Annotated in this window: 22 protein-coding genes; 12 read left to right on the plus strand and 10 right to left on the minus strand. The window is 46.8% G+C overall.

Annotated features, from left to right (window positions below; genetic code table 11):
• Positions 1–480 precede the first annotated feature (480 nt).
• On the plus strand, positions 481–1,059 hold the full coding sequence (locus JJU34_RS14570) for a hypothetical protein (RefSeq protein ID WP_228693120.1): 579 nt from the start codon (positions 481–483) through the stop codon (positions 1,057–1,059).
• Between the two features lie 394 nt (positions 1,060–1,453).
• Here the strand turns inward: JJU34_RS14570 and JJU34_RS14575 are convergent, their stop codons facing one another.
• Both JJU34_RS14575 and JJU34_RS14580 read right to left on the minus strand, forming a co-directional pair.
• Entirely contained in the window at positions 1,454–3,844 is a 2,391-nt protein-coding gene (locus JJU34_RS14575) for a ribonucleoside-diphosphate reductase subunit alpha (RefSeq protein WP_228693121.1), read from the minus strand.
• Positions 3,845–3,867: 23 nt separating this feature from the next.
• Positions 3,868–4,851, minus strand: coding sequence for a ribonucleotide-diphosphate reductase subunit beta (locus JJU34_RS14580; protein ID WP_228693122.1), 984 nt, complete (start codon positions 4,849–4,851; stop codon positions 3,868–3,870).
• A 550-nt stretch (positions 4,852–5,401) separates the two neighbouring features.
• Between JJU34_RS14580 and rplU the strand changes: the two genes are divergently transcribed.
• The 3 genes from rplU to JJU34_RS14595 all read left to right on the plus strand — a co-directional run bounded on the left by rplU (position 5,402) and on the right by JJU34_RS14595 (position 6,544).
• Positions 5,402–5,713: a 50S ribosomal protein L21 gene (gene rplU / locus JJU34_RS14585; RefSeq protein WP_228693123.1), complete on the plus strand. Its 312-nt coding sequence runs from the start codon at positions 5,402–5,404 to the stop codon at positions 5,711–5,713.
• Positions 5,714–5,755: 42 nt separating this feature from the next.
• Positions 5,756–6,016 (plus strand): 50S ribosomal protein L27, encoded by a 261-nt coding sequence (rpmA, locus tag JJU34_RS14590; RefSeq protein ID WP_228693124.1) that lies wholly within the window; start codon positions 5,756–5,758, stop codon positions 6,014–6,016.
• Between the two features lie 219 nt (positions 6,017–6,235).
• Positions 6,236–6,544: an HPF/RaiA family ribosome-associated protein gene (locus JJU34_RS14595; protein WP_228693125.1), complete on the plus strand. Its 309-nt coding sequence runs from the start codon at positions 6,236–6,238 to the stop codon at positions 6,542–6,544.
• Between the two features lie 37 nt (positions 6,545–6,581).
• Here JJU34_RS14595 and JJU34_RS14600 read toward each other — a convergent pair whose 3' ends face one another.
• From JJU34_RS14600 to lipB, 6 genes are read right to left on the minus strand one after another with little or no spacing between them, the layout of a single operon-like run.
• Entirely contained in the window at positions 6,582–7,211 is a 630-nt protein-coding gene (locus JJU34_RS14600) for a rhomboid family intramembrane serine protease (RefSeq protein ID WP_228693126.1), read from the minus strand.
• A gap of 13 nt (positions 7,212–7,224) precedes the next feature.
• A complete protein-coding gene (locus JJU34_RS14605; RefSeq protein WP_228693153.1) occupies positions 7,225–8,214 on the minus strand; it encodes a polyprenyl synthetase family protein in 990 nt (329 codons plus the stop codon).
• On the minus strand, positions 8,201–10,384 hold the full coding sequence (gene rnr, locus JJU34_RS14610) for a ribonuclease R (protein WP_228693127.1): 2,184 nt from the start codon (positions 10,382–10,384) through the stop codon (positions 8,201–8,203). The genes JJU34_RS14605 and rnr overlap by 14 nt, the downstream gene beginning before the upstream one ends.
• 59 nt (positions 10,385–10,443) lie before the next feature.
• Positions 10,444–11,181 (minus strand): 3'-5' exonuclease, encoded by a 738-nt coding sequence (locus tag JJU34_RS14615; RefSeq protein WP_228693128.1) that lies wholly within the window; start codon positions 11,179–11,181, stop codon positions 10,444–10,446.
• 9 nt (positions 11,182–11,190) lie between these two features.
• Entirely contained in the window at positions 11,191–11,592 is a 402-nt protein-coding gene (locus tag JJU34_RS14620) for a hypothetical protein (RefSeq protein WP_228693129.1), read from the minus strand.
• Between the two features lie 6 nt (positions 11,593–11,598).
• Positions 11,599–12,324, minus strand: a complete 726-nt coding sequence (lipB, locus tag JJU34_RS14625) for a lipoyl(octanoyl) transferase LipB (protein ID WP_228693130.1) — start codon at positions 12,322–12,324, stop codon at positions 11,599–11,601.
• A 121-nt stretch (positions 12,325–12,445) separates the two neighbouring features.
• On the opposite strand from lipB, the gene JJU34_RS14630 reads away from it, so the two are divergent.
• Positions 12,446–12,802: a YraN family protein gene (locus JJU34_RS14630; RefSeq protein WP_228693131.1), complete on the plus strand. Its 357-nt coding sequence runs from the start codon at positions 12,446–12,448 to the stop codon at positions 12,800–12,802.
• On the opposite strand, the gene JJU34_RS14635 is transcribed toward JJU34_RS14630, so the two are convergent.
• Positions 12,799–13,650: a hypothetical protein gene (locus JJU34_RS14635; RefSeq protein WP_228693132.1), complete on the minus strand. Its 852-nt coding sequence runs from the start codon at positions 13,648–13,650 to the stop codon at positions 12,799–12,801. The genes JJU34_RS14630 and JJU34_RS14635 overlap by 4 nt on opposite strands.
• Before the next feature lie 209 nt (positions 13,651–13,859).
• On the opposite strand from JJU34_RS14635, the gene JJU34_RS14640 reads away from it, so the two are divergent.
• Positions 13,860–15,062 carry a pyridoxal phosphate-dependent aminotransferase gene (locus JJU34_RS14640; RefSeq protein ID WP_228693133.1) on the plus strand — a complete coding sequence of 401 codons (1,203 nt, stop codon included), beginning with the start codon at positions 13,860–13,862 and terminating at the stop codon, positions 15,060–15,062.
• 84 nt (positions 15,063–15,146) lie between these two features.
• A complete protein-coding gene (locus JJU34_RS14645) occupies positions 15,147–15,854 on the plus strand; it encodes a glycosyltransferase (protein ID WP_228693134.1) in 708 nt (235 codons plus the stop codon).
• 134 nt (positions 15,855–15,988) lie between these two features.
• Here JJU34_RS14645 and JJU34_RS14650 read toward each other — a convergent pair whose 3' ends face one another.
• Entirely contained in the window at positions 15,989–16,768 is a 780-nt protein-coding gene (locus JJU34_RS14650) for a glycosyltransferase (RefSeq protein ID WP_228693135.1), read from the minus strand.
• A gap of 580 nt (positions 16,769–17,348) precedes the next feature.
• Here JJU34_RS14650 and JJU34_RS14655 point away from each other — a divergent pair.
• The 5 genes from JJU34_RS14655 to JJU34_RS14675 all read left to right on the plus strand — a co-directional run bounded on the left by JJU34_RS14655 (position 17,349) and on the right by JJU34_RS14675 (position 26,282).
• The gene (locus JJU34_RS14655; RefSeq protein ID WP_228693136.1) at positions 17,349–18,401 is read left to right on the plus strand and encodes a DUF4421 domain-containing protein; all 1,053 of its coding nucleotides are present in this window, start codon (positions 17,349–17,351) and stop codon (positions 18,399–18,401) included.
• Positions 18,402–18,677: 276 nt separating this feature from the next.
• On the plus strand, positions 18,678–22,112 hold the full coding sequence (locus tag JJU34_RS14660; RefSeq protein WP_228693137.1) for a SusC/RagA family TonB-linked outer membrane protein: 3,435 nt from the start codon (positions 18,678–18,680) through the stop codon (positions 22,110–22,112).
• Positions 22,113–22,144: 32 nt separating this feature from the next.
• Positions 22,145–23,803, plus strand: coding sequence for a SusD/RagB family nutrient-binding outer membrane lipoprotein (locus JJU34_RS14665; protein ID WP_228693138.1), 1,659 nt, complete (start codon positions 22,145–22,147; stop codon positions 23,801–23,803).
• Between the two features lie 92 nt (positions 23,804–23,895).
• Complete coding sequence (locus JJU34_RS14670; protein WP_228693139.1) at positions 23,896–25,161, plus strand: hypothetical protein; 1,266 nt, start codon at positions 23,896–23,898, stop codon at positions 25,159–25,161.
• A gap of 62 nt (positions 25,162–25,223) precedes the next feature.
• The gene (locus JJU34_RS14675; RefSeq protein WP_228693140.1) at positions 25,224–26,282 is read left to right on the plus strand and encodes a DUF6340 family protein; all 1,059 of its coding nucleotides are present in this window, start codon (positions 25,224–25,226) and stop codon (positions 26,280–26,282) included.
• Positions 26,283–26,499: the final 217 nt, after the last annotated feature.

Genomic DNA, 26,499 nt, shown 5'->3' on the forward strand with positions numbered 1-26,499 from the left:
CCCACCGGATAAACCTGAACGGAGAGTCCATGAGAAAGGGGATTTTAAAAAATGAATAAATAATTTTAACTACTTTGCACCTTCTTTTGGAGTGGCACCATTTGACCGAAAACGCTGGCATGGTCCGACCGAAATATCCAACTTATTATATTACCCTCACGACAAAAACAAAAGCCTTTGGAAAAGGGAAGTTTTATTGCAATCAACTATCAGAAGAAGAAGGAAAAAGATTGATAGAATCTTCCAGAAGATAACGTACATCTTTAAAAAAAGCCTGCCTAAAAAGGTAAAAAATCCTTTTGATTGACTACTAATAGTAGCAGTCAAATAGTTTTTGTCCATTTCAAACCATCAGTAGCAAACCAAAAATAGTTTTTGCTTGCTTCCTATCCAAAAATACGTCCCCGGCAAAAGAAATTACCTACACTAGTTCCTAAAAATCTTCTGAATTTATCTAAGTCTTAAAACCTAAAAATTTATATGAAAAAAGTATTGGCTGCTCTGTTTTTGCTCTTTGTTACCACTACCCTAGTTTTCTCACAACAAGCCGAGAAACCAGTTAGTGTCAAACTGCTAATCGAAGGTGGCTTCGAGTTTGGTGGGGATGAGATTTTACAAGTATTCTTCACCAATGGTGGTGATCAAACCCTGCGGGCGGGACAAGGTATCAACTTGGGCATTGGTGGCGAAATGCAATTCGCTAACTTTAGGCACTTGATAATTAGATCTGCCATAGGCTTGAAATGGACCCCTACCGCAGCAGATGATGCAAATGTGATGTTTTTGAGATTCCCTGTTCACTTGACCCCATTTTGGAAAATAAATGAAGATTTCCGGTTTGGAGTTGGTATTACTACCCATTTGAACCCTAAATTAAGAGGTGATGGCTTTTTCCCTGATGTGGCTTACACAAGTTCAACTAACCCTCGATTCGAATTTGGATATAAATGGTTTGCTTTGACCTACACCCCTATGACTTATCAAAATAGACAAGGTGAATCGTTCTCCGGCAATTCAATTGGTATTTCCTTTTCGGGTACACTTCCTTATAATAGGTAAATAAATGCAAAGTATTCTTTGTTAAAACACACTATTTATTCATACTTTAACAAATAGTTGTTGAGATGCTGAATAAGGATTACCCTATAAGCAAAAGTGGTGAATATTTGGTTTGAATGAATAGTGTGATTTTTATCTATATAATATCCACACATTGCGTTTTTAGGGCTGTGAAGTCAGAAAAGTTACCCAAGCCACCGTACACATTTTTAGGAATCCTAATTGAAATAAAAAAGGGGAAAAGTGGAGGGATAACAGAAGCAAGTATACCTCCGCTTTTCCACGGTATTTCAATATCTACTATATTTTACGTTATTCCCTTGTGTAACCAAATAAAAAGAGCTGCCTATCCATCGATAAACAGCTCTTTTAGGGTTTGTTAGGGAACTAGTCTTTAACTGCCACACATTTCGCAGCCTTCCGGATCGTCCAGAGAGCAGGCGATGGCCTCTTGTTGTTGCTTTTTGGCATCTTCAGCTGCAACTTCGGCCGCAGTACCCAATTGGGTTTTGTCTACCGTAAACTGGATCGCGCTGGTAGCAGCTTTGGAACGCAGGTAATAGATACCGGTTTTAAGACCTTTCTTCCAAGAGTAGAAGTGCATGGAGGTAAGTTTTCCAAAATTCGGCTCTTGAAGGAAAAGATTCATGCTCTGGGATTGGCAAATATAGGCGCCTCTGTCCGCGGCCATATCGATAATCACCTTTTGGGAAATCTCCCATACGGTCTTGTACAGATCCTTTAAATGCTGAGGCATGCCCGGGATGTTTTGAATGGACCCGTTAGCTGCAATGATTCTATTTTTCATGTTCTCATTCCATAATCCGGCTTGGATGAGATCCTTCAGCAAATGCTTGTTGACCACGATGAATTCTCCGGAGAGGGTCCTCCTCGTATAAATGTTTGAGGTATAGGGCTCAAAACACTCGTTGTTACCCAAAATCTGGGAAGTGGAAGCCGTAGGCATAGGCGCCACCAATAGGGAGTTTCGTACGCCGTATTTTTTCACTTTCTCCTTCAGCTCGGTCCAGTTCCATCGTCCTGACTTTGGCTTCACACCCCACAAGTCAAATTGAAACTGACCTTGGGATACAGGTGACCCCTCGTAGGTTTCGTAGGTACCTTGAACTTTGGCCAGTTCCATGGAGGTTTCCATGGCTGCAAAATAGATAGTTTCGAAGATGTCCTCATTTAAGCCTTTGGCCTCTTCCGAGTCAAATGGCATACGCAACATAATAAACGCATCTGCTAAACCTTGTACGCCCAGCCCAATGGGTCGGTGCCTAAAGTTGGATCTCCTAGCTTCTTCTACGGGGTAGAAATTCACATCAATCACCTTGTTCAGGTTTCGGGTTGCTACCTTGGCTACCTCGTACAATCGGTGGTGATCGAAGTATTTTTTACCGTCTTTTCCTTCTACCACAAACTTTGGCAAGGCGAGGGACGCCAAGTTACATACGGCTACCTCGTCCGGTGAAGTATATTCCAGAATTTCAGTACATAGGTTAGAAGATTTGATGGTACCTAGGTTCTTTTGATTCGATTTACTGTTGGCTGAATCCTTGTAGAGCAAGTAAGGAGTGCCTGTTTCGATCTGAGATTCAAGTACTTCAAACCACAGCTCCTGTGCCTTGATGGTTTCTCTGGCTCTACCTTCCTTTTCGTATTTTTCATAGAGCCGCTCAAATTCCGTTCCATGGCATTCGGCCAAACCCGGTGCCTCATTGGGGCAGAAAAGGGACCAGTCTTCGTTCGCTTCTACACGTTTCATAAACAGATCAGAGACCCATAGCGCATAGAACAGATCCCTAGCACGTAACTCCTCTTTTCCATGGTTTTTCTTCAAATCAAGGAAATCCTTGATGTCTGCATGCCAAGGTTCGAGATACACCGCAAAGCTACCTTTACGCTTGCCACCTCCCTGATCCACATAGCGGGCAGTCATGTCGAAATTACGAAGCATGGGTACAATGCCGTTTGACTTGCCGTTCGTTCCACGGATATACGAGCCCTTTGCCCTCACATTGTGTATAGATAGCCCTATACCTCCGGCAGACTGGGAAATTTTAGCGCATTGCTTTAGTGTATCGTAGATGCCATCGATACTATCGTCCTTCATTGTCAAAAGGAAACAGGATGAAAGCTGCGGCTTGGGAGTACCCGCGTTGAATAGAGTAGGAGTGGCGTGCGTGAACCATTTCTGTGACAACAGGTGATAGGTTTCAATCGCAGCTTCGAGATCTTCCTTGTGAATACCGATAGCCACACGCATGAGCATGTGTTGTGGACGCTCTACTACTTTTCCGTCTAGCTTGATCAGGTAGCTACGCTCCAGTGTTTTAAAACCAAAGTAGTCGTAATCAAAATCCCTGTTGTAATCGATTACCTCATCGAGTCGTGCGGCATGCTGCTTTACAATGCCATACACATCTGGGGCAATCAGCGCAGCATTTTCATTGGTGATGGGATTGATATAGGTATACAGCCGCTTCATTGTATTGGAAAAAGACTGGCTGGTGGTTTTATGTAGGTTTGAGATGGCTATCCTAGCAGCCAGTATGGCATAGTCCGGATGCTTCACGGTGAGCGAAGCACATACCTCAGCAGCCAAATTATCCAACTCCGTTGTGGTGACCCCATCGTAAAGTCCATCAATGACTTTCTTGGCGATTTCTATGGGATGGATATACCTGGAATCCAATCCATAGCACAAATTTTCAATCCTTGCGGTGATCTTGTCGAACCTGACCGATTCCCTGCGTCCGTCTCTTTTGATTACTAACATGCTGCTGTGATGGTTTAATAAAACTAAAAATCCTCTTCTATGGAAAATTTACTGCCGGATGAAGCTACTTCCTTGTTTTTCATCACGCCGGCTTTTTGGTAGTCACCTACCCGCTTCTCAAAGAAATTGGTCTTGCCCTGTAGGGAAATCATATCCATGAAATCAAATGGATTTGTACTGTTCCACACCTTGGGACACCCCAATTCACCCAATAACCTGTCTGCGACAAATTCAATGTATTGGCACATCAGGTCTGCATTCATGCCGATCAGTCTTACCGGCAAGGCATCTGTTACAAATTCTTTCTCTATTTCTACCGCATTTTTGATAATGGCTGTGACCTGCTCTACGGGCAATTTGTTTATCACATGGTTGTTATAGAGGTGGCAAGCGAAGTCGCAGTGCAAACCCTCGTCACGGGAGATCAGTTCGTTCGAAAATGTAAGTCCCGGCATGAGGCCGCGCTTCTTGAGCCAGAAAATCGAGCAGAAAGAGCCCGAGAAAAAGATGCCCTCCACGGCTGCAAATGCAATCAGCCGCTCCTGGAAATTGCCCTGATCAATCCAACGAAGCGCCCACTCTGCCTTTTTCTTCACACAGTCTAAGTGCTCGATGGCATTTAGCAGCTTGTCTCTTTCGTCCGGATTTTTGATATAGGTATCAATCAGGAGGCTGTAAGTTTCACTGTGTATATTCTCCATCGCAATCTGGAAGCCATAGAAAAACTTCGCCTCGGTGTATTGTACCTCTGACACGAAATGTTCAGCCAGATTTTCGTTCACGATGCCGTCGCTTGCGGCAAAAAATGCCAACACATGGGAAATGAAATGTCTTTCCCCGTCATTTAAGTCTTTCCAGTCGCTGAGGTCCTGCCCCAAATCAATCTCCTCGGCTGTCCAAAAACTGGCCTCAGCCTTTTTGTAATACTCCCATATGTCGTCGTGCTGAATGGGAAATAAAACAAATCGGCTGTTGTCTCCTTGCTCTAATATAGGTTCTGCTCTCATGGTAATAGGTTTACTTCGTTAAGTTTATGCGCTACCCGCCTCTCATACAATCGCCGCTAGCCAAACTTTCCTTCTGTGCTTATGCAGGTGTAGAAATTCGGTGTCGGGTCAGGGGTGACGCCAACACCTTAACAAATATGGCTAACATAAATTACAAAACAAAGTACCGATTACGTAAAACGGCGGATTTTTTGACCTTTAGTCAAATTAGCATAATGTACAATAAAAGAGGAAGATAGGATATGGATATACTATCGTTGCTTTAAGTAATTAGGCTGTAATTTGGACATTGAAAAAAAATCAGAATTTTTTTGAAAAGTTTTCCACACCAATAATCCACATTTTCCTGAACATTGGTCAAATACCTATACCCTGCCGTTTTTTCAGTATCCGGGTTGGGATTTTCTCGATTTCGATTTTTATCAACGCCCTGTGTTCTGCTGTTTAATCCCAGCCTAGACCATTTAATTATCAGCATTTTATTTTTTTGTTGCTAAAAGCTAGCTATATTTGCACCTCAATTTTATAAATCGTATTATTCAACCAGTTTATGTACGCAATAGTTAACATATCCGGTAAGCAGTTCAAAGTAACAAAAGATCAACAGATTTATGCCCCTAAAATGGCTGCTGACGTTGACGCTTCCGTAGAGTTCGATGAGGTCCTGTTGGCAGAAGACAATGGAACCATATCGATCGGCGCCCCTTTGTTGGATGGTGCTAAGGTGTCGGCCAAGGTGTTGGCACACGTTAAAGGTGACAAAGTAATCGTCTTCAAGAAAAAACGAAGAAAGGGTTACAAAAAGAAAAATGGTCACCGACAGCAGTTTACAAAAATTCAAATCGAAGGTATCACCCTATAATCTTTACGGGTAGTTATCCGTTAACCTAAAATATTTTCAATCATGGCTCACAAAAAAGGTGTCGGTAGTTCCAAAAACGGAAGAGAATCGGAAAGTAAACGTCTTGGTGTAAAAAAATTTGGTGGCGAAGCAGTCGTTGCCGGAAATATCATCATCAGACAGCGAGGTACCAAACATCACCCAGGTGAAAATGTAGGTCTTGGGAAAGACCATACCATTTTTGCATTGGTAGATGGCAAGGTTAGCTTTAGAAAAAAATACGACGGTAAATCGTATGTGTCTGTAGTCCCTGCAGAAGCGTAAGATTTCGTCTCAACCTGATAACATAGAAAGCCTGTGCGTAGCGCAGGCTTTTTTTCGTGCGTGCCAAAGACCATTCTTTTTGATGAAATGTGGTTTCAATTTAAAAATTGGTTTTAACTTTGCGCACAACACCTAACCACTTGTTGCCGACTTTTTTTGGATCGGTAACGTTACTTAATCAGTTCAACCCAAATTTGTTTTATCATTCAGTTAACATTTATGAATTACACGGAGAATTATAAAGGAATTAAAATCGACGTACAGGCAGTAAGTTTCGACATCAGCGATGCTGTTCAGGAGGAAATCCGGGCATCTATTGACAAACTTTCCCGCTTTACCCCCAATATCAATGCGGCGGATATTTACTTCAAAAAAGAAGGACAGGGCCATACGACCGAGCGAATCCTTGGCTTTAGAGTGGGTATTCCAGGCCCCGATGTCTTTGCAGAAGTAAGAGGCGAAAATTGGGTTCCTATGCTGAAAGACGCCGTGGACAAACTGGTAAGACAGTTACAAAAAAGTAAATAGTTTTCCATTACGAAAACAACTTCCAGCTTCCGGTTTTTTAAAAAAGCCGGAAGCTTTTTATTTGGTCCCAGAAGTAAAGACCCTGACTTGGAGAAATCACCAGCACAAAAATTATCCCAAACAACGCACCGAATAAATGCGCATCGTGGTTGATGTTGTCATCGCCCTGTTTGCCCTTGTAAATGGCATAGCCCAAAAACAAGAAGCCCAGAATAAAACCGGGCAAACAGAAAATCCCGAAAATGCAAATGTCTGCCAGCGGCATCAGGACAATACTCGCAAATACCATGGCAGCCGTACCTCCCGAAGCACCTAGGGCGTGATAGTGCGGATTATCTTTTTCCTTCCAATAGGTCGGTATGTCTGAAACGACAATAGCTACCAAGTAAAATCCCACGAACATCACTGCACCTAAGCCCGGCCCAAACATGTAGCCCAAAAACTGCTCTACTACTTGCCCGAAAAAGTAGAAGGTAAACATGTTGAACAATAGGTGTACCCCATCTTTGTGGATAAAACCAGACAATAAAAACCGCCCATATTCCCCCCTATGCTTCACACGGTAGGGTGTAAACATGCTTGCATTTAAGAAGGAAGGTGTCTTCCAGGCATAGTAAGAACTCAAGCAGGTAAGCGCAATCAACAAAAATGTCAATGATAGCTCCATGTAGTTAATGGGTTTACTTTTCGCGGTTGATCAAGTCCTCTACCACCTTCGTCAATAAGGTTAAGGCTTCTTTGTCGTTAGGTTTCAGCTCAGATAGTTGGGAAAAACCTTGGTCAAAATAGGCCCTGATTTTTTCCTCGGTCAGCTCTCTGATGCCCAATCCATCATAAATGGAGGTTACGGCACGCACTTTCTCGGCTTTGTCCGGGTTTTCGTCAGCAATCCATCCGGTTAGTTCCTCCCGTGTCTTTCCTTCGGCAAGTTCTAAGGCTTTGATCAACAGATAGGTCTTTTTGTTGGCGATAATGTCTCCACCCACTTGCTTTCCAAACTTGGCTTTATCGGCATACACATCCAGCAAATCATCTTTGAGCTGAAAGCCAATACCTACCAGTACCCCAAAGGCATAGAGCCTCTCTGCATCGGCTTTCGGTGCATCGGCTAAGAGGGCCCCAAGTTGCAACGCAAATCCCAGCAGTACAGCGGTCTTTAGGCGGATCATCTCAATATAGGCTTCTTCGGACACTGTGGATTCAGCCTCAAAGTTCATATCGAGCTGCTGCCCCTCACAGACCTCTGCGGCAGTTCGATTGAACAGGCGAATCGCTTCTGCCAGCTTTTCCTGAGGTGTTTCCAAGAGCATCTCGTATGCTTTTACCAACATCACATCACCCGACAGGATCGCGGTATTCGCATTCCACTTCTCATGCACGGTCGGCATGCCTCTTCTTAGAGGCGCCTGATCCATAATGTCGTCGTGCATCAGTGTGAAATTGTGAAAAACCTCCACCGCCGAAGCCGGTGCCACTATTTGCTCATAGTCGGCCCTATAAAGTCTATACGCCAACAATGCCAAAAGCGGGCGTACTCGTTTTCCTCCAAGGCCCATCAGGTAGGTGATGGGCTCATAAAGTTCTTGAGGGGTTTTACCAAAATCAAAGTTCCGTATGTACGTTTCGAGGTGTTCCTGTATGGCTGGTAAAGGCTGGCTATTTCGCTGCATCATCTACAAATTCCAAATCAATCGTTCTTCTGTCAATATCGGTTTTTACAACCCTCACGGAAACCTTGTCTCCTAGGGTAATAATGCGTTTATTTTTGGATCCGACCAAACGCATGTTTCGCTCGTCAAAATCGTAGTAGTCGTCCGTAATATCCTGGAGCCTGACCATGCCTTCGCATTTGGTCTCGGTAATTTCCACATAGACTCCCCATTCCGTTACTCCAGTGACGATCCCTTCGTAATCTTTATCCTCGGCAAGCTGCATGTATTCTACCTGCTTGTATTTGATCGAAGCGCGCTCTGCATCTGCTGCCCGCTTCTCCCGCTCCGAGGAGTGGGTGCATTTCTCCTCCCAGGGTTGATTTTCGGGGTTCTTGCCGCCGTCCAAATAATGCTGCAACAGGCGGTGAACCATCATGTCGGGATACCTTCGGATCGGTGAGGTGAAGTGGGTATAATGCTTAAAAGCCAACCCAAAGTGGATCTTTGGATCCGTGGTGTATTTGGCTTTGGCCATACTTCGAATAGCCAGTTGCTCCAGCACATTTTGCTCGGGTTTACCCACGATATCGTCCATCAGTTTGTTCAGGGTCTTCGATACCGTTCGCTCGTCGGTGATGGTGAGTTCGTGTCCAAACTTTCGGGCAAATCCCGCAAAGGTGGTTAGCTTTTCCAAATCAGGGTAGTCATGAATCCGGTATACAAAGGTATCTTTCCCTTTGTTTCTGTCAAACACAAATTCTGCCACGGTTCGGTTGGCCAATAGCATAAACTCCTCGATCATCTTGTGGATATCCTTTCGCTCTTTGATGATCAGGCCCAACGGCTTTCCCTTTTCGTCGAGCTTAAACTTCACTTCCACCGTCTCAAAGTTGATAGCTCCCTTTTTGAACCTTTCAGCGCGGAGTTTTTTGGCCATTTCGTTGAGCTCTGAGAGCTCCTGGTAGAAGTCTCCCGACTGCTGATCTATATTTTCCTGGGCTTCTTCGTAGGCAAATCTCCTATCGGAATGGATGATGGTCCTGCCTATCCAATAATTCAACACAGCCGCATCCGGTGTCATTTCAAACACACAGGAAAAGGTAAGTTTATCCTCGTTTGGCCGTAAGGAACAAAGCCCGTTACTCAGGCGCTCGGGGAGCATGGGAATGGTTCGGTCTACCAAATAAACGGAAGTTGCACGGTGATAGGCTTCCCGCTCCAGGAGCGTATTCGGACGAACGTAGTGTGTTACATCGGCGATATGCACGCCTACTTCGAAATTTCCGTTTTCCAGCTGCCTATAGGAAATGGCGTCGTCGAAGTCCTTCGCATCCGCCGGGTCTACAGTAAAAGTAGCGATGGATCTAAAATCCCTTCTATGGGCAATTTCGTCTTTTCCGATCGCCTCCGGGATACGCTCTGCCTCGGCTTCTATCTCTTCGGGATACTCGAACGGAAGTCCAAACTCTGCCATGATGGAATGAATTTCCACCTCGTGCTCTCCGGCTGTACCCAGTATCCGAACAATCTTGCCGGTAGGATTCTTTTCATTTTCGCTCCAATCGGTGAGTTTTACGACCACCTTCTGATTATGTTGTGCTTCTAACAGGTCGGATTTTTTCACAAAAATATCCCGGTGCATTTTTTTGAAATCCGGTACCACAAAGGCAAATCGGGGAGAAATTTCTACCCTTCCAACAAATTCATCCCGGCAACGGGTGAGTATTTCCATTACTTTACCCTCACGGCGGCCGTTCTTGGCCCGACCGGGGAATACCATTACCCGCACGATATCTCCGTCGAGCGCGTTCTTCAAATCCTTTTCTTTTACCAAAATATCATCATCTGCCTTACTTAAGCTTCTGGGGATGATGAATGCAAAACGTGCATTGACATAATCTACCTCTCCCTCAATAAATTCAGGGTCGCTGGTTGTGCTAAATTCGTTGCGGGAATTCTTTGACAGCTTTCCAGCGCTTACCAATTCTACCAAAATTTCCGGTAAAGCACTTTTTTCGTTTGCATCCCGAAGCTTGAGCAGCTTGCTGAGCTGACGCTCAGAGAATTCCTCGCCAAAGTGGCTCTCAAAAAAATTAAGGACGGTATTTTTTAATTGAAAGGGGTTCCCGCCCCGGCCAGACCCTCCTTTTTTTCGATCTCTATTGTTTTTTCCTGATTTTCTTCCCATAAACAAATTCTCAAGTGTTAAAGGTAAAGATATTATGGTACATTAGGGCTGCTTTGGGATTAATCTTTACCTTCCAGATCCAGATTCAATACACGGAATTCCATGTCGCCCGGAAGACCCTGGTAGGCCAGGTATAGCCTCGCGGTGACTTCCACATCCCGAATGCAATAGTGCCGGATGCTCTCCAGATCTCCTTGTTTGTAGTACACTTCGTTTACCATGCTTCCATCTATCCCTTCTTTCGAAGTTGGAATATGGAATACCGCTGCCAATAGCTCCAGTCGGGTGTAGTGCTTATAATCCCCAAATTTCCACATCTCCATCGTGTCCAAATGACGGATTTCCCAAGGCTTTTTCCCCGCTATATCCAACACCTCCGGCAGCGGGATTCGGTTTATGAGCATGCGCCGGCACAGGTAAGGAAAATCAAACTCCTTTCCATTATGACCACAAAGCACCCATCTTTTTTTCTCCAAAAGTTGCCGAAAAGCAAAAAGCGTATCGTGCTCGGTTTCCAGTGCAAAGGTCTTGGTTCGGTAAATCAACTCGTTGTCCTCGGCAGCATAATGAAAAAAACCTACGCCGATGCATATTACTCTCCCAAACTCAGCGTAGATACCGGCTTTCTGGAAATATAACGCCCCCGGATCATTTTCTTCTCCCCCCGGTTGATTTCGGATCTTTCGCACCCATTCGTCCTGCAGCCTGCTAGGCAGATCCTCCCAGTGCTCCGTGACCGACGCCGTCTCTATATCCAAAAACAATATATCCTGTAGCTCCTGGAAAAAGTTACCCATGACACTCTTTTAAACGTGAAGAACCCCAAACAAATCCAGCTCTGGAATGTATCGGATGTTAGATTCTTCCATGCTGCCCTGTACAAATATAAATTTTTTATCGAATATCTGATTCATGATATAGTAGCTCACCCAAAACTCGTTGGTAAGCGAAAACAGCTTGGGATCAATGATCTCCACCTTGGCCACGGAGGTGGCTTCCAGTTCTTGGATCAAATGCCGAAGGGTAGAGGTTTGCTTTTTCTCACCCTCTAGCTGACCATACCCTTTGGAGGTAATCATTAAGGTTTGCAGCGAGATCAGGTTTTTGTTGATGATATATACGGCCCAGTCTGCTCCAGCGTCCTTTTGAGACCGGGCGATTGCCATCTTGACGCCCGTTACGGGGTGAAAGGGTATATCTTTCTTCATAGACTATTACGCAGTGGTATACAGCTTCATTTCAAAGAGTGCTTCCAGGTGTCGCCTCATCTTTGCCTTAACTTCTTCCATATCTACAGGGCGCCCAAGTTCTAAATGAAGGGAGGTGACGGATTTGTCAGGAATGCCACAGGGCACAATATGCCCAAAATACTGAACGTCTGCATTGACATTAAAGGCAAACCCATGCATGGTGACCCACCGGCTGGACTTTACTCCTAAGGCACAGATCTTCCGGGGATTTAGTTGAGCTTCATGGTCCAGCCACACTCCGGTTAGGCCATCGATTCTTCCGGCATGGACTCCATATTCCGCCAACGTTCGGATTACAGCCTCCTCTAGAAAGCGTAGGTATTGATGAATGTCGGTAAAAAAATTGTCCAAATCTAAAATGGGATAGCCCACCAATTGCCCAGGTCCGTGGTAGGTGATGTCTCCTCCACGGTTAATTTTATAAAAAACGGCCCGGTTGTCTTTGAGGCCTTCATCGTCCAGCAAGAGGTGGCTACTATCTCCACTCTTGCCCAAGGTGTACACGTGTGGGTGCTCCACAAAAATGAGGTAATTGGAAGTTAAAGCCTGTTCTTCAGTGGGCAGCTGTCGATTTTGAATCTTCAAAGCCACGGTCTCTGCAAATAACTGTTCCTGAAAATCCCAAGTTTCCTTGTAATCTTTGAGTCCTAAGTCAATGAAATTTACCGTTTTATTCTTATTTTGGTTCACCGCTGTTCGTTTATCGCAGAAACAGAACAATACTCCACGGTCGATTGGTTCTGGTTTTGCCTCTTGAAAGGATAAAAGTAACAAAGAGGGTCTTTTTTTAAAACATTTACTTCCAAATCATATGGCAGAGCATTTAGAGAAAGGGAAGGAGGCCGAAGTTTTGGCCAAAGAATGGCTCGAACATAAAGGGTACGAATTCGTCGAGGCCAATTATCGCTATAAGCACGCTGAGATTGACCTGATATGCATCCATAAGGGGATTATGGTATTCGTAGAGGTTAAATTCAGAAGCGGTACGGGGTATGGCTATGCAGAAGAATTCGTCGACTATCGAAAGAGGCAACTCATCATACGGGCCGCAGATTACTACATCCATGCCAACGACTGGCATCGGGATATCCGATTTGACATCGTGGCCGTGTACAAGGATCGACACGGAAGAATCGCTTTTCGGCATTTCGAGGACGCCTTCTATTAGCCGTCGTTTCTATAGATCAAGTTGCCCTCTTTGTCCCATTCCGCCCGGATGAAGGGACGGAAATTTCGGGTGAAGGGCTGTGGTTGGTATTGGATTTCTCTTTTTCGGACGAGGTTTTCGCCTTTTGATTCCCAAAATTCCGTCCAAAGCCCCACACGCTCTCCAAAGCGGTACTCGCCAATCACCGCTACCTGCCCCCCCGGATAGAAATGGAAAAAATTCCCTTCCTCTAAGTCGTATTCGATCGGTGTCATTCGCTCAATTTCTTTGCGCTCTCTGTTATAGTACGTGATGCGGGAATCCTTGGGCCAGCCTTGGTAAAAATGCGACTTGTCCAATAGCACACTCTTCCCGTCATATGCTAGCCAGCGACCATGCTTGGTGCCGTAATAATACATACCCGTCTCTACGACCACATTATTGACCCGTTTTTCGTAGGGTCCGTGAAGCAGTTGCCCTTTGGACGGTTCAAAGTTTCGGTTTTTAATGGACTTGGACCGGGAATCGTACCAATGGATGTCTCTGATGTAGGGGTCCACCCGTTGGGTTCGCGCTGTGGTGTGAAAAAGCTGCACCGTGGTCTGATCGCGAAAGCTACTACGGATCATGTTTCTACTGGTTCGTTCGCCGAAGTAGAAATTCTTTCGCTCCTTTTTTTTCTTCTGCTTCTTCTTTTCTTTAGTGCTTTCTTCCCGATCGGAAAATAAAAGAATCGGGGTAGACGTAGGCAACAGCCTATTCTTTACAACGCCTGAGGAATCAGGGTCTGTGATCGACTCCTCCTGTGCCCACACAACAGTCATCTGACTCATAATCAGCAGCAGTAGTATTGCAAATCTTTGCTTCATCTTGAATATAACGCTGTTTTCCGATAGGATATTTTGCATATCAAATATATCTCATCTATTTCCCATAAAGGTTTAGAATTCAACTGCAATATACTTAATTTTGCACCCACAATCGAAAGGATTGTCCAATTACCAATAATACTTTATCCAACAAATTTACCTAGTTATCAGCCTTGTGATGGCTGTCATTTAAATCTTTCGACATATTCATGAACGCTATTTTATCGGATCGCATCAACGCCATGGAGGAATCGGCTACCTTGGCCATGGCAAAAAAAGCCAGAGAACTCAAAGGTCAGGGCATCAATATCATTAGCCTAAGCTTGGGAGAGCCAGACTTCAAGACTCCTCTGCACATTCAACAGGCTGCCAAAGACGCTATTGATGAGGGCAAGTATTTTTCCTATCCGCCGGTAGCGGGTTACCAGGATCTACGGGAAGCCATAGCCGCCAAGCTAAGAACCGAGAATGGCATTGGCGAAGCGAAGGCAGAAAATATCGTGGTTTCCACCGGTGCGAAGCACTCCATCGCGAATATCTTCATGTGTATCGTGAATGAGGGAGACGAAGTAGTTATTTTTTCCCCTTATTGGGTATCGTATTCCGAAATCATCAAATTGGCAGGTGGTGTGCCGGTATTGATCGAAGGCACGTTGGAAAATAACTTTAAGGCTACTGCACAGCAGCTGGAAGAAGCTATTACCGACAAAACCAAGGCCGTCATCTACTCCTCTCCATGCAACCCTACCGGGTCTGTATTCAGCAAAGAAGAGTTGGAAGCCATCGCTGACGTGGTGAAGAAGCGGGACAACATCGTCGTAATAGCGGACGAAATTTACGAAAAGATCAACTTCACCGGAGCACACGCCAGCATTGCCTCGTTCCCAGGTATGTTTGAACGTACCATCACGGTCAATGGGTTTTCGAAGGGATATGCCATGACTGGCTGGCGAGTGGGTTATATCTGTGCACCAGTAGCCATCGCCAAAGCCTGCGAGAAACTGCAGGGGCAATTCACTTCCGGTGGAACGGGGATCGCGCAGCGTGCTGCATTGGCAGGCATTGTCGGGGACCAAGCCCCCACCAAGGAGATGGAAGCAGCCTACCTGAAACGAAGGGATTTGGTGCTCGAACTGCTCCGGGATATCCCCGGAATCAAGACCCACGTGCCAGAGGGCGCGTTTTATTTCTTCCCGGACGTCACTGCCTATTTTGGCAAAACCGACGGCGACATGACCATCCAAACTGCAGACGACTTCTGCTTATACATTTTGAAGGAAGCCCACGTTTCTCTGGTAACAGGAGAAGCTTTTGGAGCACCCAACTGCGTACGTCTTTCCTACGCGGCCTCAGAGGATGAGCTCAAAGAAGCCCTAAAGAGTATCAAAGAAGCTGTTCTTAAGCTGAATTAAACCATTGCAACCTAACGGGGCCGATAGCCTACGCACAGAAACAGCAGTGCGTTCAGTTATTGGCCCCCTTTTTTCTATTTCCCCATGTCCGCAATCGTCATTACACCGGTAAAAGACGCGCTAGCCGCAACCCTGACAACCATCGAGGCCATCCAATCGGCTGAAGGGTCCCTAGAGTACCGCGTGTACAATGACTACAGTTCCCCTGAAACCGAAGAAGGATTGGAACAGGGAGCTAGGCAGTACAATTTTCAGCTCATCCACCTCCGGGATTTGACAGATACACCATCGCCAAATTACAAAACGGTCTTGCAACATGCCCAAAAGCATGCATTGGCTCAAAAGTGCTCTCTCATTATTGTGGAGTCTGACGTGACCGTTAAAAAAGATACCCTTCGAAAGCTTCTGGAGTTTAGCGAGCAGCATCCGGGTACGGGGATGGTAGGTGCCGTGACGGTGGACGAAAATGACAAGGTAAATTTCCCCTACCTCAAATTCAAGGATGAAAAAGCGTCGTTGATCCATACCAAGCGAAGCCTTAGCTTTTGTTGCACGTTGCTTAGCCATCGTTTTTTGCAGACCTATAATTTCGCCAATCTCGATACCTCAAAGGACTGGTTTGATACCCACATCTCGAAGAAGTCGTTTGAAAATGGATTCGAGAATGTTGTGCTGATGGATACACGGGTCCTGCACCGTCCGCACGGAAGCCGCCCCTGGAAACTACTCAAGTACACCAACCCTATCCAATATTACCTAAACAAGTTTTTTAAGGGAAGGGACAAAATCTAACAACGAGATCATTGGTTGCACGATGGCGCAGCCTAACGCTCGTCTTGACTTTCGCATCGGTGGATTTTTTTTCTGCGAGGCAAAAAGAGATTGTTTATCAACGTGCTAAAACTTCGTTCTTCGGGTACCCTAAATTAGTAACGGATACCCAGCCAGTGAAGGATGGTATTTACCGGCTTGGACCAGGTTTTGCTACTGCGTATGGGGCCTTTGAGGTGTAAATATATAAAGTCCCGATGTTTCTCATTGATAAATTGGTAGGTTAGCTGCCGGGCCCGTTGATCTACGGACTTTCGGCGGGAACCGCCCCGAATGCGGTAATAGAATCCAGTGAAAGGCAACTTTACCACCTCCCCGGATTCCTTCAGCATGGCGATCCAAAACTCCCAATCCTCAAATCCCCAGGTCATTTCTTCGGCATATCCACCCACCGCTTCCCAGTCGCACTTTCGGTACATGGCTGTCACAAAAATCATATTTCCCTGCGCCAATTGGGCACGACTAAAGGGTTTGAGTTTCCAAGGACCCGTTTTTGCCCCAAATTTTTCTGCCTCGCAATACACCACTTTTACCTCAGGCCTGCGCTGGAATACATCTACCGCTTCGCGGATATAGTGGCTTGAGATCAGGTCGTCGGCATCTAAAGGTAGGATATAGGTTCCTTTAGCAAAGCCGATAGCGGTATTTCTGGCAGCAGAGGGTCCTGCGTTGGTTTGGCTAAAAAAAAATATCCACGGATACCTATCTGCAAGTCTCTTTGCAATTTCGGGAGAAGAATCTGTAGATCCATCGTCTACGATGATCCATTCCATGTGAGCATAGTCGGAGCCTAACAGCGAGTTGGCCGTCTCCTCCAAAAAGGCCTCTTGATTATACAAGGGTGTAATGACGCTAACGAGAGGGGATGTTTCCATATAAAAGAATAGGCTGCAAAACTAATCATTCTATCCGACTAATGCTGCGAAGATTAGGAATCTGCTACGTATGCCAATTAAACCTTTAATATATTGTGATAAAAAGATTTTATTAAATGGCTTTAGAAATCCATGAAAATTTACTGGTGTTAGAGCACCTTTGCCCAAAAAAGCAAGAATCGCTTGCTTGCGGCCTATCCATCGGGGGCAATCAGTTGAGTTTAACCATTTCACTACCAACTATATCTATAATGATTGTATCCTGCTCCATAAAACTTCCACATATACCCCGACCCGGATCGCTCCAAGGGGGGCTGTCCGACTAGCCATAGTGAGCATGAGTAACGTACACATTTGATAAAAACCACTTTGTAATTATTTCATTAAATTATCAAAAATTAGCGAGATCATATCTTTGTTTTGTAAGGAAAAATATTTGTATCTTTGTACCGGGTGATTAAGCAACTTTTTCTACTAGTTATTTTTCTTTGGAATTTGGATGGAGGGAACATTGAATTAACTTTTTTCACCTCCAAATTTTTTATCCACGCGCTCATCTTGATTTAAAATCTTTTCCTTTATGTACCTTTATACCATGAACAGCTATTTTTTCTGCCTTTTATTCGTACTGCTTTTCGTTTTGCCTGCCGCCCCTGCTCGGTGCCAAAATGATACTCTAAATCTTTACTACGAAGCTTTTCCAGAGAAAATTACCAGTCGGTACTATTTCTCCAGAAAGTATACAGCGCTGGAGATGAGAGACCCGGGGACTGGCAACAGGTATCGGTTTGAACCTAATTCCACCCTGAATATGGGAGTGGGAGCTACCTATCAGAACCTCACGCTGAACTTGGCCTATGGGTTCGGATTCTTGAATCCGGATTTGGGACAGGGGGACAGCAAATACCTGGACCTACAGGCCCACATGTACCCCAAAAAATTTGTCATTGACTTTTTTGGGCAGTTCTACCGAGGTTACCACGTAGATGGACAGGAATCTGCTGTTTATGGTCCGAATCGTTTCGTGGTCCTACCAGATATGAGCATCCGAAAAATAGGAGCTTCCGTTCAATATTTATTTAATGGGGATAAACTTTCTCTAAGAGCCGCCTTTCTGCAAAATGAATGGCAGAAAAAGTCTGCTGCCAGCATGCTCCTTGGTTTTGAAATGTATGGAGGACAAGCTTCCAACGAAGAAGGTCTGCTCCATCCGCTACTATTGAATCAGCCTGGTGGACGTTTCGAGCAAATACGCTTTTTTGAGTTTGGTCCAAACGTGGGCTATGTGGGTACCTTGGTCATCGCAAAACATTTCTTTCTGACTGGGTCCGTAAGCAGTAACCTAGGTGTAGGTTACCTTTCTTCCCTGGATCGGGGAGATCAAATAGCCTCCTGGCAGCTAAACCCCAATTTGTTTCTAAGGGGATTTGCGGGCTACAACAACAAAACCTGGTCGGTTAATGTAAACTATGTCCTCAACCAAGTACGTCTGCCGAATACTGCTGGATTGAACCCCGCCCTTTTCACGGGAAATTACCGTTTTAATTTAATTTACCGGTTTGTTCCGGGACCTCGGATTAGCAGGCATTTACAGTGGTTTGATCGGCTGCGAGAGTCGGTGCAGAAAGGATAAACTCCCTGAAATTGAGCGTACTTTGAAAAAATATCTCCTATCTTTTTCATTTCTTATTTTTCAACGTTGACCGCCACTGGCTAACACTTTTTCAACCAAAATAACATTCTGTTAACATTCTATTTACAATAGCTTAAAACAATCCTTCCAGGCTACGTGGATATTTAACCTCAAAGATTTATTTTTTTCAAAATTTTTGCCTGTTATTAGTGGTATGAATATTTCCTTTATTAGTATTCATCCTAGGTCATATTATTTAACCATACCAGATGTTTTATGGGAAAACACTTTACACTTGCTAAAAAGCCGTTCGGTATCGCATGTATTGCGCTGTTCTGCTTGTTTTGTCTATCGGAATCCTACGCCCAAAGCAGGCGGATATCCGGAAAGGTAACTTCAAAAGAGGAGACGATGGGAATTCCCGGCGTCAACGTACTCATCAAGGGTACGCAGGTAGGTACTGCGACGAATATCGATGGGGACTTCTCCCTGGACGTGCCGGACAACAACACCGTACTTATCTTTTCCTACATCGGTTTCCAAAATCAGGAAGTCACCGTAGGAAACCGGTCGGTGATCAATGTGGAACTTGTCCAAGACGAAGGTACCCTGGGTGAGGTAGTTGTTACTGCCTTGGGTATACGCCGGGAGGAAATATCCCTAGGCTATTCCATCGAACGGGTGGGAGGAGACGAAATGACACGGGTGGCACAGGAGAGCTTTTTGAATGCCATGGCAGGAAAAGTGGCTGGCGCCACCATCAGTAGCACGGGAGGAACTGGATCCTCTGTCAGCATGGTGATCCGGGGTGCCACTTCCCTGAGTTCCGACAACCAGCCCCTGTTTGTGGTAGATGGGGTGCCAATTGCGAATACATTGAACAATGTGTCATCCATCGGAAATGAAAACCGGGTGGATTATGGGAATGCCATTTCGGGTCTAAATCCCGATGACATCGCAGAAATCACCATATTGAAAGGCCCCAGTGCGGCCGCCTTGTATGGATCACGTGCCGGTAATGGCGTGGTATTGATCACCACCAAAAGTGGAAAAGTGGATAGACTGACCGTAAATGTAAGCTCTAACACCGTTTTTGATGTTCCCTTTAAATTCCTGAAGTGGCACTCTCGGTTTGGATCTGGTCAGTTTTCGGCCATTCCACCCGATATCAGCGGAAGTCCTTTGACGAATCCTTTCGGGGCGCTGGTACAGGAAAACGTCAACGCGGCTTTCGGTGCCGAGTTGGACCGAGGCTATATGGCACCTCAGTGGAATAGCCCATTGGATGAACAGGGCCGTCCCATTCCCATGGAATTGGTTTCTCACCCGAATAATGTGCAGAACTTTATGCAAACGGGAATCACGACTACCAACGGCTTCTCGGTATCTAACAGCACGGCTTCGATGAACTACCGTATTTCCTACGGTAACATGCAAAATAGAGGCATCATACCCAATGCGGATCTGTTCCGAAATACCCTGAACATCAACTCCTCGGTAAAGATGAACGATAAGCTTACCCTAAGCACCAACTTGGACGTGAGCCGAAACAATTCCAATAACCGGCCTGCCGGCGAGCGAGGTACCAACCCCTTGCAATGGGTGTACGAAACGTCGCCGCACATCAATATCCTAGACTTGAAGGACTATTGGATGCCAGGTCAGGAAGGATTGCAGCAGCGCAGCCCGGATGCGAGTTTCCCAACCCGCACGATCAACAACCCCTATTTCTTAGCCTATGAAGTCAACAATAGCTTTACCCGAGATAGGGTGTTTGGAAACATCAAAGCAGATTGGCAAATTTCTCCCAGCTTTAGTGCCTTTGCCCGCTACGCATTGGATACCTATAGCGAAACCCGGGAAAGTAAAATTGCGAACAGCTATACGCAAGAGTTATTCGGTGCGTATGGAATTACAGAACTGCATGGCTTTGAAAGCAACGCGGACTTCTTGGTGTCTTACAACAAGGATGTGAACAACTTCGGCATCACGCTGTCAGGCGGTGGAAATATGCGCTACCAAAATGGCAGCAACATGACTGTGGCTTCCCGACCTGGAGGTGGTTTGATCGTGCCAGGTGTGTACACCATACAGAATATTGCCCAAGACAATGTACAGTATTCCAATGCACGTTTTGAGCGGGGAATCAACAGCTTGTATGCACTGGCCAACCTGTCCTACAAGGACATGATCTACCTGGATCTGACGGCCCGTAACGACTGGTCCAGTACACTGCCCAATGCCGATCCGTATTTCTATCCATCGGCTTCCCTGAGCTTGCTGGTCAATGAAATGGTGAATTTGCCCAGTTCAATAAGTCTCTTCAAACTTCGGGGCGGATATGCCCAGGTTGGTAACGACGCCGACCCTTATCGCTTGATTGCCATGCTCTCCAACGCAGGTGCCTGGGGAAATCTACCTCGTTTGACCTTGCCATCTACCCTTCTGAATCCGACCTTAAAGCCGGAGATTGCAAGCTCCTATGAAGCCGGTCTGGATATGCAGCTATTTAACGGCCGAGTACGTTTTGCCGGTACCTACTACGTGATGGAAAATGAAAACCAGATCCTTAGCACGTTACTGCCCCCGTCTACGGGCTATACCAGTAAGAGCATCAACGCGGGCCTTCTGCGGAGCAGGGGAATCGAGTTGACCTTAGGTTCTACCATCGTGGAAAACAGAAACTGGCGTTGGGATTTGAATCTGAACCTGACCAGAAACCGAACCCGCATCCTAGAGCTATCGGATGACCTGCCGTTTTACACGCTTTGGACGGACGCCCGAGGCGGTGCATGGACCTACGTAGGCGACGAAATCGGCGATATCTACGATGCGCAGGTGATCACGGTCGAAGATCCCAACTCTCCCTATTTTGGTTTCCCTATCCTGAACCCCCAGAGTGGCAAATGGCAGGACGTGGCTGCCCAAAATACCCGAAACAAAATCGGAAATTTCAATCCTAGGTTTATCCTAGGAGGCCAAAGTGCTCTTTCATACAAAAACTTCCACTTGAACTTTACCTTTGACTGGAGAAATGGGGGCGACTTTGTTTCCCAAACTTACCGATGGGGTGAAGAACACGGCCGCTCTCAGATCTTCTTGGATAAGTTGATCAACCCAGGCGATATGCAGGGAAGAGAGCTTAGGGATTACCTGATTGCTAACAAGGACCAAATGATCCTAATGAACGGCAACAACTTCCCGCTTGTGGGTGGGCCTACACCTGAATTCAACGGTTACCCCTTTACGTTTGGACCATTTACACTTCCTTACGGTGGGGTATTTATCCCAGGTGTTTATGCCACTGCATTTGACGAGAATGGCAACCCGACCGAGTTTGCCGAGAATTTAGGTGAAAACATCGGCCAGCCCGGTGGTACCGTGACCATGCCTTTCGCAGGAAGTACCGCTTGGAGCTTTACCAGAGCCTTCCTGTATCCAGCATCCTTTGTAAAGCTTCGGGAAGTGTCCTTCGGAATGGATCTTCCTGCCCGTATTACCAGTGCCCTGAAAATGCAAAACCTGAACTTCTCGGTGTATAGCCGAAACATCATCCTGTGGACGGCGGCCAAAATCAACATCGATCCCGAGATGGCCTTCCAGCCGCAGGCAGGCGTCCAAGCGGGTACGCAGTTTAAGCAAGGTATCGAACGCTGGAATGTCAACCCATGGGTGATGCCGATCGGTTTCAAAGTAAATGCTACCTTTTAATCATCCGGTCACAACATAAAATGAGATATTGTATGACTCTGAAAAATATAACTTTCAAACTCTTAGGGCTGGTAATGATCTTTACCGTATCGTGTCAGGAAAGCCTGATGGATATGAACGTGGACCCAAATGCCGCAAATCCGGCGACCACAAACCCTAACTTGGTGCTCTCTACCGTGCTCACTGAAGCAGGAAAAACCATCGTAAACCTCGGCTATGGAGATATCGCTGGCGTAATGCAGCATACCCAAAAAGACGGCTGGGCCGGTGGACACAATCTGTACGACTGGAACCGAAACAATAGCTGGGCCGGGTACTACGGTATCCTTCGAAACAATCAGTTTGTGTATGACCGTTCCGTAGAGCTTGGTTTCGAGTTGCAGCAAGGTGTCACCTTGGTGATGAAATCGATGATGTTTGGTCTGATCACCGATCTCTGGGGAGATGCTCCGTATTCCATGGCGCTGAAAGGCACCGAGGGGACTCCCGAAGCAACCTTCCCTGTATTCGATACCCAAGAAACCATTTACCGGGGTATCCTGGAGGACTTGGAGCGCGCCAATCAGCTGCTTTCTAAGCCACGTAGCGAGTACAACAGCACCATTCAAGGTGCCGATGTGTACTACAACGGCGATCCAGCCAAATGGAGAAGGCTTGCCAATTCACTCAAGCTACGGTACCTCATGCGGGTTTCCGACAAGCTCCCTGATTTTGCCAAGCAGGGTATTGAGGCCATCATGGCCAATCCCGCCCAATATCCGATCATCACGACTCCGGCAGACGATGCTTCCATGGGCTTTGCGGGGATCAGCAACGACACTTCGTGGCCTAACAATACTCGTTTTGATGCCAACGAAAGCAACTACCGGCGCATTAAGATGTGTGCCACCTTGGTAGAATCGCTGCGCTCCAAAAACGATCCCCGAATAGGTGTTTGGGCAAATCGGGTACAAATACCCTTGGTAGTAGATGAGAACCTGCCTGCCGGAACAGACCGTATTGAAAATGGGCGAAGACTGCTTTCTCCAGATGTATTGGTAGCCCGAAACATAGACATCAATGACATCAACCAGAATGCCGACTACGTGGGTATTCCGCCCGCGATCCCAGGCCCTCAGGTTTTCAACATGAGCCCAGATGCCAATCAAGCATCATTTAACCCCCATGTATCCTGGTTAAATGACATCTATCGTGCAGCTTCCGGTCCCCTGTTGCGATCCAGAATCCTTTCTGCTTCCGAAGTGCATTTCATTCTCGCCGAGGCAGCGCTAAAGGGTTGGTCAGTGGGAAACACGGCCGAAGCACACTACAATGCGGCCATTCAGGCATCTTTCACTACTTGGGGCATTGCCAATCAGGCAGCGGCATACCTGGCCCAGGAAAATGTACGCTTTGACGGTACGCTAAAGCAGCTCATCGAGCAAAAGTGGATTGCATCTTGGACATCAGCGGCCGAGTCTTGGTTTGACTTCCGACGAACCGGGTACCCTGAGCTGCAAGCAGGTCCCTTTGCCATCCGGACCGTGCTGCCTGTAAGGTACTACTACATGATCGATGAAGAAAACCTCAATCAGGTCAATACACACGCCGCCATGGACCGGCTCCAGCAGACCAATTTCTCCCAAGTCGATGGACTTAACAGTGCTTGGTCTAAACCTTGGGTAATCCAGGGGACCAATAAACCTTGGTGATCGCCCTTGGCAACCAGTATCAAAGAGGTGTGGAGGGTCTTTCCACACCTCTTTTTGCGTTACAAAGTGTAATTTTAAATCCGCCATTATCCATGAAATCCAATACCTCAAGATTCATTTTTTTACTATTCTTGGCAGCCCTGCTGTCCTTCCAAACCTCGGCACAAGATCTCCGGGTAGGAACTGCCCTTCGGGTCATCACACCCGATCCCTTGCTGCCCGTCTCGGGCGGCGTGGGTATCCCCAAGCCAGCAACCGAGAAAAAGGGAGATCTCTTCGCCCGCGCCGCGGTATTTGAGCAAGGCAATGAACGCTTTGCCCTGGTGGTGGTGGACAACCTAGGTTGGCCGGCGGTGTTGGCAGACAAGTCCCGCACATTGATAACAGGGATAAAGCCGGAAAATGTACTGATCGCTGCCACCCACACCCACAGCGCGCCGGATGCCTACGCCTTTGCCGATGAGTCCGGAAAACATGGGGCCGACCTGGATTACCTGGATTGGTGCACGCGACAGATTGCCGATGCAGTCAATGAAGCGGTAACCAAACTGACACCGGCCAAGCTGAAAATAGCCTATGGAGAGGCACAGGGAAAAATAGCGTACAACTACTACGCTCCGATGCTCTACGACCCTAACTGTGGCGTGATACAGGCACTGGACGCAAACGGCAAAGTGCTGCTCACTCTGATCAATTATGCCCTCCATCCAGAGGTAATAGGCAACGGACGTGGCATATTAAGCCCGGATGTTTGCGGACCTCTGTACGATCGGATAGAGGAAAAGGCCGGGGGTATGGCCCTCTTTGTGAATGGAGCCCTAGGAGGCATGGTGACGGCCGACAACCGACGGGAAAACGGTCAGGAAGCCAACGACTACGAGGAATGCAAACGCATCGGGTATCTCCTCGCCGATGAAACTTTACGTATCGTAGGCGATGCTCCCATCGCCTCAAGTAATGACTTGTTTGTAACTTCCAAACAGATCGAAATTGCCATCGAGTCTCCCCTGATGAAATTTATTTTGGAAAGCTCTCCTTTGGGCCATGGACAACGGGGTTCCGAAACCATAAAGACACAGCTTAACTTGATCAACCTCGGGCCCGCCCAGTTTGTGACCATACCCGGAGAGGCTCTCCCCAATATCGGCTACTACCTGAAGCGGAATATGCCCACAAAGTATCCGTTTTTACTCGGCCTCTGCAACGATGCCTTTGGATACTTCCTGACCAAGGTGGATTTTGATAGCTTTAAGCGGTACGAATACATCACGCGCACTAGCCTAGGAGAGATGTCAGGCGAAACCGTTATGCAGGGCATTCTCGAACTGGTAGACCAATCTCCCCAACCCGCTCAGTAGGAAATTTGCTCGAAAGGGTTGTAAATTGCGGGATCTATACCATTTGTCCACATTTAGACGCAGTGAAGGCTTTCCGATCCCGGCTATTGTACACCTTGGTGGCTTTGGCCTGGTGCAATTCCTGCACCAAAAATGTTTCCCTTACCCGGCTGGCTCCGGCGGAAATCAACATTCCCACTCACGTGCAGCGCCTGCTGATCCTGGATCGGACGGAACCTGAAAGTAGGGGGGTAGCGATCATCGAAGGCATACTTACCGGCGAGGCTCCCTTTGAGGTGAAAAATACCATAGAAGCCACCTTGGCTACCGTGCAACAAGAGCTCAACACCTCCCCGCGGTATGAGGTGATCCGGGCTCGGGAGCGGCTGAAGGGCGGGCTTTTCAGCCAACAGTTCCCGCAACCCCTTACCTGGGAGCAAATCGATGCGCTTTGCTCCGCTTATGGGTCCGATGGCGTGCTGGCACTGGAGAAATTTTCTTCGGATTTTGTAGTGACGGACAAGAAGGCACGGGTTAAGAAAACGGTGGGCGAAGGCAAAGACGCCGCCACGGTGGAAGTGGACGGAATCTATGCGGAGGGCGTGGCGCAGGTGCAGGTGGGTTTCCGCTTTTATGATCCTGTCAACCGAAATATCGCCGATCAAGTGGACGTCAGCAAGACCAACCTGTGGTCTGCCGAAGCGGAAACCCGTGCGCAGGCCTTGGCACTGATGATCGACAAGGTGCGGGCCACGCAGCTCGTAGGGCAAATGGCCGGTGCCGCCTACGCAAGAAGGGTGGCTCCCATGTACCTGACTATCAGCCGTACGTTCTTTCATAAGAGTAAGACCAATCCTGCACTGGCATACGGAGCCCGATTGGCAGAGGTAAACAAGTGGGAGGAGGCCATGGATGCGTGGACCACAGCGTTGGATGGTTACAACGATGAGAAAACCGCTGCAATGCTTGCCTATAACCTGGCAATAGGCCATGAGGTGCTGGGCAATCTGGAACTGGCGCAAGATTGGGCCGGCCTTGCCTACACCCGGTATGGCCTGAAAAAGGGGCGAACCTATGCCAATGACCTGACCAGGCAACTCCTAGCTGCCGAACAGGTACGGCAGCAGCTTGCTGAGGAATGACCGGTTTCTTCATAGAAACAGGTAGATGTCAGGGCTAACGCCCCTCATTTTTGCATTGTTTTGACTACTAAGATTTCAGGGCTACGCCCCTAGGGTTGATCGAAGACTTTGCGACAGTTTTTTTTGATTCCTGATTGAAACGACGGAGACGAACTCATTCCCTCTTTTTTCTTTGCGTCTTGGCGCATTTGCGTGAGCTTCTTTTTTCCCGGATATC

Source organism: Lunatimonas sp., from assembly GCF_020832325.1.
GTDB lineage: Bacteria > Bacteroidota > Bacteroidia > Cytophagales > Cyclobacteriaceae > Lunatimonas.